The organism is Plantactinospora sp. B24E8 (assembly GCF_039871735.1).
Classification (GTDB): domain Bacteria; phylum Actinomycetota; class Actinomycetes; order Mycobacteriales; family Micromonosporaceae; genus Plantactinospora.
Map to the genome: position 1 here is coordinate 29376 of NZ_JBDPMH010000020.1, position 12543 is coordinate 41918.

Consider the following 12543-nt stretch of genomic DNA (forward strand, 5'->3'; position numbering starts at 1 on the left):
TCCCGGGAATCGGTCATGTCGTCCGGGACGCCGAGGCCGCGTGGGCTCTGTCGAGGTGTACAGAGCGCACTGGATCAGCCTGAAACAGCACACGACGGGGTGTCCTACGCTATCGGCCCCTCCAGGCTCGAAGTGGGTCGTAATCGGCTACATCATGACGTTAGCTCGCGTATCGGGATTTAGGTGCAGGAAACGTGAAACGTCGCGCGGTGTCATCCGGAGGTGGGCCCGGGATGCCGGGAGGGACTGGGGTGACGCGTCGACCACGCCGGCTGGGGATCCGGCCCCCGTGGGCCGATTCCGTTTCCGTTGAACACCGCGCTTTTCGAGGCTCTTTTCAAAGGCGTATCGGAAACTCCGACAGCAGATCGGAAAACAATTCGCTTTAGTTTCCTTTGGCCTTTGACCTGCAAAAACGTCGCCAAATGGCGTAAGTTGGCAGGGGTCAAGACCGGCGCCCCGTGGCACCGCACCGGAGCGGCGACGAGGTCCCACCGCGCCTGTCCCCACTCGGGAGTTCGCATGAGCACTGCAGCCGCTGCCGGGCCGAATCCGATCATCGTGGTAAATCCGTGTGGCGGGATCGAGCCTGGCCCGCGGATCGTGGCGGCCGCCGGTGGCGGTGGCGGAGTGGGCGTCTTCGATCTCGCTCGGGGGGACACCCGGGCGTTGTGGGCCCTGGAACGGGCGGCATCGTGGTCGGCGACGCCGATCGGGGTACGGGTACCGGCGGGTTGTGCCGCCACCGTGGCCGATGTGGAACGCGCCGCCAAGGGCAACCTGGGTCTGGTGGTACTGCCGCCGGACGGCGCGTGGCCGATGGCGGAGGCCACCCGGCGGTACCGGGTACTGGCGGAGGTGACCAGCCGTACGGAGGCGCGGGCAGCGGCCGCCGCCGGTGCGTACGGGTTGGTCGCCCGCGGCTCGGAGTCGGGCGGACCGGTCGGCGAGCTGACGTCGTTCGTCCTGTTGCAGCAGTTGCTGGCCGACGATGCACTGGACCTGCCGATCTGGGTGGCCGGCGGGATCGGGCCGCGTACCGCAGCCGCCTGCGTGGTCGGTGGGGCGACCGGTGTGGTCCTGGACAACCAGTTGGCGTTGCTGCCGGAGTCGGACCTGCCGGAGGACGTGCGGGCCGTGATCGCGCGGATGGACGGCTCGGAGACGGTGCTGCGCGACGGCGTACGGGGCGTACGTCGCGACGGTCGGCCGGATGGCACCGCCGAACTGCTCCCGGTCGGTCAGGACGGCTGGTTGGCGGCGGTGTTCCGGGAGCGCTGGCGAAGTACGGCCGCCGCGGTGCGCGGCATCCGTGCGGAGATCGACGAGGCGGTCACCGACCACACGCCGGGCGAACTACTGGCCCCGGGTGCGCCGTTGGCGCAGGCGCTCGGGGTGCGGATCCCGGTGGCTCAGGGGCCGATGACACGGGTCAGCGACGTGGCGGCGTTCGCGGCGGCGGTCGCCGCTGACGGCGCGCTGCCGTTCGTCGCGCTCGCCCTGGCCAGCGGCGAACAGTCCGATCGGATGCTGCGGGAGGCGAAGCGGGCGCTCGGCGAACGGCCCTGGGGGGTGGGGGTGCTCGGGTTCGTCCCGGAGGAGATCCGGGCCGCGCAGCTCGCGGCGGTGCGGGAGGTCCGGCCCCGGGTGGCGATCATCGCGGGCGGCCGGCCCGGGCAGGCCAGGGCACTGGAGGCCGAGGGCATCACCACGTTCCTGCACGTGCCGTCGCCGGGGCTGTTGCGGCAGTTCCTCCGCGCCGGGTCGCGGCGGTTCGTGTTCGAGGGCGCCGAGTGCGGTGGGCACGTGGGGCCACGGACGAGCTTTCCGCTCTGGGAGGCGCAGGCGCTGACCCTGGCGGAGTTCCTCGACAGCGCCCCGGCCGGGACCGCCGGGGAGGTGCAGGTGTTCTTCGCCGGTGGCATCCACGACGCCCGTTCGGCGGCGATGGTCGCGGCGTTGGCGGGGCCGCTGGCGCGGCGTGGCGTACAGGTCGGGGTGTTGCTCGGCACCGCCTACCTGTTCACCCGGGAGGCGGTCGACTGCGGGGCGATCCAGCCGCTGTTCCAGCGCCAGGCGATCGCGGCCGCCGGCACGGCGGTGCTGGAGACGGCGCCGGGACACGTCACCCGCTGTCTGCCCAGCCCGTACGTCGACGACTTCCACCGGGTGCGGGAGGAGTTGGCCGCGGCGGGGGCGGACGACCGGCAGGTGTGGGACCGGCTGGAGATGCTCAACGTCGGCCGGCTGCGGATCGCCAGCAAGGGCCGACGGCGCGACGGGGACGCGTTGGTCGCGGTGGACGAGGCGGGCCAGCGCGCCGAAGGGCTCTTCATGGCGGGCCAGGTGGCCGTGCTGCGTGACGCCCGGACGACCGTGGCCGACCTGCACGCCGGGGTGACCGTCGGGGCACAGCGTTTCCACGCCGAGCGGATCGCCGCGCGAACCGCCGAGCGGATCGGCGAGCGGGGCACCGCGCCGGCGGCGACGCCCGGGCCGCGGACCGGTCCGGCGGAACCGGTGCCGGCGGCCCCGCTGGACATCGCCATCATCGGCATGTCCTGCATCTTCCCGGACTCGCCGGACCTGGCCAGCTTCTGGCAGACGATCCTCGGCGGTCACGATGCCATCCGGGAGGTGCCCGCCCAGCGATGGCCGGTGGAGACCTACTACGCGTCCGAGGTGGAGCCGGGCCGGGCGGGCCGGACCAGCGTGTCGAAGTGGGGTGCGTTCATCGCGCCGGTGCCGTTCGACGCCATCCGGTACGGCATCCCGCCAGCGGCGTTGGCGAGCATCGACCCGACCCAACTGCTGGCGTTGGAGGCGTCGCACCGGGCCCTCGTCGACGCCGGGTACGGCTACGACCTTCCGGGTGTCGACCACTCCCGTAGCGGGGTCGTGTTCGGCGCCGAGGCGGGCAGCGACATGGGACACGCACAGACGCTGCGCACCATGCTCCCGGCGTACCTCGGCGAGGTCCCCGCCGAGTTGGAGGAGCAGTTGCCCAGGGTCACCGAGGACTCGTTTCCCGGCATGCTGGCCAACGTGATCGCCGGGCGGGTCGCGAACCGGCTGAACCTGGGCGGACCGAACTTCACGGTGGACGCGGCGTGCGCCTCGTCGCTGGCGGCCATGGACGCGGCGTGCAAGGAACTGGCGGCGGGCGGCAGCGACCTGATGATCTGCGGCGGCGCCGACCTGCACAACGGCATCAACGACTACCTGATGTTCACCTCGGCGCACGCGCTGTCACCCACCGGTCGGTGCCGTCCGTTCGACAGCACCGGCGACGGCATCGCCCTCGGCGAGGGTGTCGCCTGTGTCGTGCTCAAGCGGCTCGCCGACGCCGAGCGTGACGGCGACCGCGTCTACGCCGTCGTCAAGGGGGTCGGCGGGTCCAGTGACGGGCGCGCCCTGGGCCTGACCGCGCCACGTGCCGAGGGGCAGCGTCGGGCGCTCGACCGGGCATACGCGCGCAGCGGCGTCTCCCCGCGACAGGTCGGGTTGGTCGAGGCGCACGGCACCGGCACGGTGGTCGGGGACCGTACCGAGTTGGAGACCCTGACCAGGTTCTTCGTCGAGTCGGGTGCCCGGCCGGGCGGTACCGTGCTCGGCTCGGTCAAATCACAGATCGGCCACACCAAGTGCGCCGCCGGACTCGCCGGCGTGATCAAGACGGCGCTCGCGCTGTACACCGGCGTCCGGCCACCGACCATCAACCTGACCCGGCCCAACCCGGCCTGGGACCCGCAGCGCAGCCCGTTCGCCTTCAACACCTCGGCCCGCCCGTGGAGCGTCCCGCCCGGCGACCGGTTCGCCGGGGTCAGCGCCTTCGGCTTCGGCGGTACCAACTACCACGTGGTCCTCGCCGCACACCCGCACACCCTGGAACCACGCCACGCACGCCAGGAGTGGCCGGCGGAGCTGTTCTGCTTCCGGGGCCCCGACCGGGCCGCGGCGCACCGGAGCGTACGGAAGCTGGCCGCCACACTGCGGACCACCGACCGGTACGACCGGCCGTGGCGACTACGTGACCTGGCCGCTACGACCGCCGCCCAGGCCGACCCGCGCTCCGGAGAGGTCCAGGTCGCGATCGTCGCCCGGGACGTCACCGAACTCGGAACGCTGCTGGACCGCGCGCTCGCCGGCGAGCACGACCCCGGACAGGGACTCGTCCAACCGCCGCCGTGGCCCACCGGATCCGCCCCCGGGAAGGTCGCGTTCCTCTTTCCCGGGCAGGGCAGTCAACATCCGGGTGCCCTGGCCGACCTGTTCGTGACCTTTCCCGAGCTGCGCCAGTACCTCGAGCTCGGTCAGGAGTGGACAGAGCTGCTGTTCCCGCCGAGCGCGTTCGATACCGCCACGAGGGCCGCCCAGCAGGACCGGCTCCGCGACACCCGGGTGGCCCAGCCGGTGCTCGGCGTCGGCGGGCTCGCCGTCGACCACCTGCTCCGCCGGCTCAACGTCCACCCCGACCTCACCGCCGGACACAGCTACGGCGAGCTCGTCGCCCTCTGCGCCGCCGGCGCGTACGACCCGCCGACCCTGCTGCGGCTCAGCCGCGAACGCGCCGACGCGATCCTCGCCGCCGTCCGGGACGATCCGGGGACCATGGCCGCGGTCGGCGCCACCGCCGAACGTGTCGGTGCGGTCCTGGACAGCGCCGGTCTCGCCGACCAGGTCGTCCTGGCGAACAGCAACGCGCCCACCCAGCAGGTGATCTCCGGCCGTACCCCGGCGGTGCGGGCGGCGGTCTCGGCGCTGCGGGCCGCCGGTCTGACGGCGCGCGAACTCAACGTCGCCTGTGCCTTCCACAGCCCGCTCGTCGCCACCGCCGTGGACCACTTCGCGCGGGTGCTCGCCGCCCAACAGATCGGCACGCCCACCATCCCGGTCTGGTCCAACCGCACCGCCACCGCCTACCCGGCGGACGCCGACGGGCTGCGGCACGAACTCGCGGCCCAGATCGGTGCCCCGGTCCGCTTCGTCGAGCAGGTCGAAGCCATGTACGCGGCCGGCGCCCGGACCTTCGTCGAGGCCGGGCCCGGGCAGGTGCTGACCGGCCTGGTCCAGGCCATCCTCGCCGACCGGCCGCATCTCGCCGTGGCCTGCGACCGGCGTACCGGAGAGGGGCTCCGGGACTTTCTCCTCGCCGTGGCACAGCTGGCCTGCACCGGGGTACCGGTCCGGACCGGTTGGCTCTTCCACGGCCGCGAGACCGTCGTGGCGGGTACGACCGAACCCAGCAGCCGTCCCTTCTGGACCGTCGACGGGCAACTCGTCCGCGACCGCGACGGCGGCAGTCTCCCCGGCGGCATGACGCCCCCGCGACGCAGCAAGGAGTTGTCCATGAGCGCAACAGTCGGGCCCACGGACCCCGGCACCGATGACCGGGACCGGCGGGACGGGCGGGACGAACTGCTCGCCGAGTTCCTCCGGACCAACCGCGAGTTGATCGCCGCTCAGCACGACGTTCTGCTCGCCTACCTCGGTGGCACCAGCGGCGGAGATTCCGGCGGACGGATGCCGGGGAACCGCCACCTGGCAGGCCCGTCGGTCGACGCCAGCGCCGTCACGGCAGGTCCGCCGACACGGGTCTCGCCAGCGCCGGCACAGGCGCAGGCGGCGACGAACCACGGCGTACCGGTCCTGCCGGCCAATCAGACGCTGTCCATCTCGTCGGGGCCGGCCACGGGCAGCGCGACCGTGCCGTTCCCGGCCGGGCCGACGTCGCGCCCGGCGCCGAGCTCGGTCACGGCACCGACGCCGATCACGGCACCGACGGTCGAGCCGCCCGGCGGCGACAGAGCCGCCACCGGCCCAGGAGGAACCGGCCCAGGAGGAACCGGCGCCAGCGTCGGCACCCGGAGCGCCACGGCCGGCGTACCGGTCGGCGCGCTCGCGGCGGAACCACCCGCGCTCCACTTCCAGGCCGCGGTGCTGGTGGTGCTCAGCGAGCGGACCGGTTACCCGGCTGACCTGATCGAACTCGACCTGGATCTGGAGGCGGACCTCAGCATTGATTCGATCAAGCGGGCGGAGGTGGCCGGCGAGGTGGCGACCCGGCTCGGCCTGTCGGCGGAGGGTGACGAGTCGGAGCTGGAGGGGTTGGTCAAGGCCCGGACGGTACGGGCGATGGTCGACTGGCTCACCAGCCGGATGAACGACGCCGTGGCCGCCACGGTCTCCGTACCGGCCACCCGGACGGCGATCGCCGAGGCCCCGTCGGTCGTACCGGCACGGGCGGGTACCGGACCGGCCGTGGCGGTGCCCGCCGATCAGCGACGGCCCTCTCCGGCGCTGGCGACGACGAGGGGCGGCCCGGGACCGGTGGATGCCGCCGCGTCGCTCGGTGTCGGGCCGACGCGGATGCTTTACACGGTGGTCCCGGTCCCGGAGGCACCGAGACGACCGGCGACGGCGCTGGCGGGTACCACCCTGGTGGTCACCGGAACCGGTCCGGTCGCCGTACGGCTCGTCGACCTGCTCCGCGGACACGGGGCGGAGGTACGTACCGGCACCGCGGCCGAGCCCGGCGGCCTGGCCGGGGCGGACGGGCTGATCCTGCTCGACGCGCTGGTCGACGGGGAGGCGCCGCCGGTGCTTCCCGCTGCGTTCGCGTCGATCAGGAGGGCCCTGACCGACGGGGTGCGGTGCGTCCTGGCGGCCGCCGACCCGAACACCGGTGCGGAGGCGGACGGGCTGCGCGGCCTGTTCCGCACCATCGCCCGGGAGTTTCCGTCCGTCGACGCGCGCCTGGTCATCGTGGACGGCAGGGAGCCCGTGGAGCGGCTCGGTGAGACGCTTGTCGACGAGCTGCTGGCCGGCGGCGAGACGCCGGTGGTGGACCGGGGCGGCGGCGGGCGGCGCACGTACGACCTGGCGCCGGCGAGTCTCGGGGCGCTGGCGACCGGTGGTGCCGGCCCGGCCGGCGACGGGGTGGCGGAGGCGCGGGCGATCGGGCTCGACCCCGACTCGGTGCTGCTGTTGATCGGCGGCGCCCGGGGCATCACCTCCTGGGCCGCCCGTGCCCTCGCGACGGCTGCCCGGTGCCGTATCGAACTGGCCGGCCGTACCCCGTTTCCGGACGGACTCCCGGATCCGGCCCTGGCGGCGGCCACCGACGCGGCGGCGGTCCGGGCGGTGCTCGCCCGCCAACGGACCGGCTCCCCGGCGGCGATCGCCCGCGCCGCCCAGGCGGTCCTCGCCGGCCGGGAGGTCGAGGCGACCGTACGGGAACTCGGTGAACTGGGCGCCAGCGTGCGCTACCACAGCCTCGACGTCCGCGACGCGCAGGCGACCGAGCGGCTGATCACCGCCGTCCACAACGAGTACGGCCGCATCGACGGACTGGTGTACGCCGCCGGCGTGATCGAGGACAGGCTGATCGTCGACAAGGACCCCGAGTCGTTCACCCGGGTCTTCGACACGAAGGTGGCGGGCGCCCGGTCGGTGCTGAACGCGCTGGACACCCTCGGCAGTCGACCGAGATTCGTGGTGCTGTACGGCAGCATCGCGGCGGTGCACGGCAACCGTGGCCAGGGCGACTACGCGGCGGCCAACGACGCCCTGGAGACGATCGGCGCCCGGTGGGCCGCCCGGACGGGCAACCGTTGCCTGACGGTGCACTGGGGGCCGTGGGCGCCGGTCGACGGGCACGGCGGCATGGTCAGCCCGGAACTGGCCCGGGAACTCGCCCGGCGCGGCATCGGCCTGATCGACCCGGAGGACGGCGCGCGGAGCCTGCTGAGCGAGCTGGCCTGGGGCGACCCGACGCTTACCGCCGTCGTCTACACCGCGTCGGGTTGGTGACCGGCGTGCCCGGCGACCCGGTCGCGATCGTGGGGATGGCGGTGCTGCTGCCGGCCGCGGCCGACCTGGACAGCTACTGGCGCAACCTGGTCGAGGGTGTCGACGCCATCACCGAGACGCCGCCGCACCGCTGGGATCCGGAGTTCTACGACCCGGCGCGGGCGCACCGGCCGGACCGGCTCTACTGCCGCCGCGGCGGATTCGTCGACGACCTGGCCACCTTCGACCCGCTCCGGTTCGGCATCATGCCGGCGTCCATCGCCGAGATCGAGCCGGACCAGCTCATCGCGCTGAACGTCGCGGCGGCGGCGATCGAGGACGCCGGGGGGATGGACCGGCTGCCCGCCCGTGAGCGGGTGGGGGTGATCCTCGGCCGGGGCGGCATCCTCAGCCCGGCCCAGGCCCGGTACGCGCAGCGGGTCCGGATGTCCAGCCAGGTCATCCAGGTGCTCCGGGAGCTGATCCCGGACCTGCCGGAGAGCCGGCTGGACGCGGTACGGGCGAGGTTCGACGAGCGGCTCGGCGAACACCGGCCGGAGGGGACGATCGGACTGGTGCCGAACCTGGCCGCCTCCCGGGTGGCCAACCGGCTGAACCTGCTCGGGCCCGCGTACACGTTGGATGCCGCCTGCGCCTCGTCGCTGATCGCGGTGGACCAGGCGATCTCCGAGCTGAACAGCGGCCGGCTCGACGCGGTCCTCGCCGGTGGCGTACACCACGTGCACGACATCAGCTTCTGGTCCGTGTTCAGCCAGCTCGGCGCGCTCTCCCGTCGGGGCGAGATCCGACCGTTCGACACCGCGGCGGACGGGCTGCTCATCGGCGAGGGTACCGGGATCGTCGTCCTCAAGCGTCTGGCCGACGCGGTGCGCGACGGCGACCGGACGTACGCGGTGCTCCGGGGCACCGGGACGTCCAGCGACGGGCGCGCCGCGAGTATGGTCAATCCGGCCAGCTCGGGTCAGGTGCTGGCCGTCCGGCAGGCGTGGGCGGCGGCCGGGCTGGATCCGACCGCACCGGACGCGCTCGGCCTGCTGGAGGCGCACGGCACCGCGACACCGACCGGGGACGCCGCCGAACTCGTCACCGTCGCCGAGGTGTTCGGTCCGCACCGGGGCGGGGCACGACCGGTGATCGGCTCGGTGAAATCGATGATCGGCCACGCCATGCCGGCGGCCGGCGTCGCCAGCCTGATCAAGGCGGCCCTGGCCGTCCACCGGGGCGTGTTGTTGCCGACGTTGCACTGCGACACGCCGCGGCCGGAGCTGGGGCGTACCCGGTTCGCGCCGATCACCACCGCCCAGCCGTGGGAGAGCGACGGACCACGCCGCGCCGCCGTCAACGCGTTCGGCTTCGGCGGCATCAACGCCCACGTGGTCCTCGAGGAGGCGCCGGACGCGTTCGCCGACCGGCGGGCTGGCACCGGCTCGGGCGCCCCGGTGACCCGGCCGGTTCTCCCCCCAGGGTCGGTGGCCACCCGGGGGGCGGTCGGTCAGGCCACGGCGCGGGTCACCGTCGAGCAGCCCGACGAGGTGCTGTGGCTGGCCGCCTCCGAGCCGGCCGCGCTCGCCCGTCTGCTCGACACCGACGACCACGACGTACGCGTCCTCGGCGCCGCGCGGGCGCGTCAGGCCTCTCCGGCCGGTGGACGAACGCTGCCGGCCGACGAACGCTGCCGGCTCGGCATCGTCAGCCCCGATCCCAAACGGCTCGGCGTCGCCCGGCGGGCCGTCGCCCGGGGACAGTCCTGGCGCGGTGCCCGGGACATCTGGTTCAGCCCGAGCCCACTGCTCGCCGACGACTCCGGGGGGCAGCTCGCCTTCGTGTATCCCGGGCTCGAGACGGAGTTCAGTCCACGTACCGCGGACGTGGCGGCGCACTTCGGCCTGCCGGACCGGCAGTGGTCCGCCGACGATCTCGGCCGGCACGGCGCCGGTGTGATTGAGGTCGGCAGGCTGCTGAACGAGGCCCTGCACCGGGTCGGGGTCACCCCGCAGGCGGTCGCCGGGCACAGCATCGGCGAATGGACCGCCGCGGCCACCACCGGACAGATCAGCTCGACCTCCGTCGACGAGTTCCTCGCGGCGTTCAGCGCGACGTCGATCGAGGTGCCCGGCCGCGCGTTCGCCGTCATCGGCGGAGCCGCGGAACAGGTCACCCCGCGACTCGCCAGCTATCCGGGGGTGGCGCTCTCGCATGACAACGCGCCCGCCCAGTGCATCGTCAACGGACCCGAGAGCGAGATAGAACTGCTCGTCGAGGCGCTACGGCACGACGGCCTGCTCTGCCGGAAGCTGCCGTTCCGCTCCGCCTTCCACACGCCGATGTTCGCGTCCGGACTGGAGTCGATCGGCGCGGCTCTCCGCCGCTGGCAGGTCCGTCCCACCCGGGTACCCGTCTGGTCCACCACACTACGGGCGCCGTTCCCCACCGACCCGGCCCGGGTACAGGAGATATTCGTCCGGCACATGCTCGAACCTGTCTGGTTCCGGCAGACCGTCCAGGCCATGTACGACTCCGGCGTCCGGGTGTTCCTACAGGTCGGCGCCGGACAGCTCGCCTCCGTCATCGCCGACAACCTGCGAGGTCGCGACCACCTCGCCATGCCGGTCAACGTCACCCACCGCAGCGGGCTGGACCAACTGCGCCGGGTCGCCACCGCACTGTGGGTCGAGGGTGCCGCACCGGACCTGTGCGCCCTCGACCCGCCGCCTCCGGGTGGTGCCCGGGTCACGGCGCCCGCCCCGGCCCAGGCCGTCCGCCGCGGCCCGACCGTACGGCTCGACCTCGGCGGTCCGCTGGTCCGTCTCGGCGAGGGCGCCGACGGTCTGCTCGCCGTCTCGGTGCACGACGCGCCGGGCGGCGGCCCGGACGACCACGGCGGCGTCGGCGTCACGTCGGGCCCGACCGGGGGAGGGGACGGAGCCCGCTCGGCCGTCGCGGAGGGGACGGTGCCGCTGCTGGTGAAGACGCCTGCGACGGGACCGGACCCGGTGGCGGCGCAGGCCGCTGCGGCGCTGCCGGGATCGCCGGCCCTGGCCACGCTGCACCGGCTCGCCGGCGACTCCAGCGCCGCGGCGGAACTCGCCGCGCTGCTCTCCGGCACCCCGGTCGTCGAGGGTACCGACGGCGGGACCGGTCAGCCGACGCGGACACCACCGCCGCGTCCGTACCGCACCGTCCTGCGGGTCGCCCTCGACACCATGCCGTACCTGCGCGACCACTGCTTCTTCGTGCAACCCGATGACTGGCCCGACGCGGAGGACCGTTGGCCCGTGGTGCCGGCCACCACCGTCGTACAGCACATGATGGACGCCGCCGAGCACGCCGCCCCGGGTACCCGGGTGATCGGGGTACGCGCCGCGCGGTTCACCCGTTGGTTGATCGCGGCCCCGCCGCAGGACGTCGAGATCACCGTCCAACCGGTCGGACCCGGCCGACTCGAGGTGTCCCTGAGCGGTCACGCCCACGCGACGGTGGAGGTGGCGCCGGACTACCCGGCCGACCGTCCGGCGGTCTGGCGGTACGACCCCGCGACCGAGCGACCGCCGCAACTGCACGCCGAGGAGATGTACGCCGAACGCCTGATGTTCCACGGTCCCCTGTTCCGGGGCGTGACCAGGGTGCACGCCCTCGGCGACCGGCACATCCGTGGCGTGGTGACCGCCCCGGCCCCGCCCGGCGCGCTGCTCGACAACGCGCTCCAGATGGTCGGCAACTGGCTCGTCACGACGCAGCCGGTACGGACCGTCGCACTGCCGATGGAGTTCGGCCATGTCCGGTTCTTCGGGCCGGCGCCCGCGCCCGGTACGGCGTGTGAGTGCGTGGCCCGGGTGCGCGCGATCGACGACCGGCAACTCGTCGCCGACACCCAGCTCTCCGTCGACGGTCGGGTGTGGGCACAGATCGAGGGCTGCGTCGACCGGCGGTTCGACAGCCACCCCACGTCCCGCCCGGCGGAGCGCTTTCCCGAGCGCCATCCGATGTCGCTGCGCCAACCGGAGGGCTGGACCATGGCCTTCGACTGCTGGACGGACCTGATCACCCGTGGCATGGCCGCTCGCGGCATCCTCGGCAGCCGCGGCTACCTCGACTACGAGCGGCAACCGCCCAAGGCACGCAAGCACTGGCTGCTCGGCCGGATCGCGGTCAAGGACGCGGTCCGCTTCCGACAGTGGGAGGACGGCCACACCGACGTCTACCCGATCGAGCTGACCGTCACCGACGAGCCGGACGGCCGTCCCCGGGTACGCCTACGGCCGGGCCGGGGGTTCCGCGACTGTGACGTCTCACTCGCCCACACGGCCGAGATCGGCGTGGCGATCGCGAAGCCCCGCCCGCCCGACGCGCCGCCGGGTGCCGCCGGCGTCGGCATCGACGTCGCCGAGATCGCGGATCAACCGGACGGCACGGTCACGGCCGCGCTCTCCGAACCGGAACGGCGGCTGCTCGACTCGGTGGCGACCGGCGAGGAGGTCTCTGCGTGGCTCGCCCGTTTCCAGGTGGCGAAGCGAGCCGCGGCCAGGGCGGAGGGCGCCGGCGTCACCGGGGACCCAGGCCGGTTCGCGGTGGTGGGTGCCAGCCCGAGCGTGTCGACCGTCCAGGTGGGGGACCGCGTCTACCAGGTCGCACACCGGGTGGTCGCCAATCCTGACGATCTGCCCGCACGGCGGTACGTCGTCGGCTGGACCTGGGGGCCGGAGCCTGCCCACCGGGCCGGCCGTCCGTAGC

At 73.6% G+C, this 12543-nt stretch carries 2 protein-coding genes; both read left to right on the forward strand.

Annotated features, from left to right (window positions below):
- The first annotated feature begins 522 nt into the window (after positions 1-522).
- Complete coding sequence (locus ABGB21_RS24530) at positions 523-7812, forward strand: SDR family oxidoreductase (RefSeq protein ID WP_347679754.1); 7290 nt, start codon at positions 523-525, stop codon at positions 7810-7812.
- The gene (locus tag ABGB21_RS24535) at positions 7809-12542 is read left to right on the forward strand and encodes a beta-ketoacyl synthase N-terminal-like domain-containing protein (RefSeq protein WP_347679756.1); all 4734 of its coding nucleotides are present in this window, start codon (positions 7809-7811) and stop codon (positions 12540-12542) included. Before ABGB21_RS24530 ends, ABGB21_RS24535 begins: the two co-directional genes overlap by 4 nt.
- Position 12543: the final 1 nt, after the last annotated feature.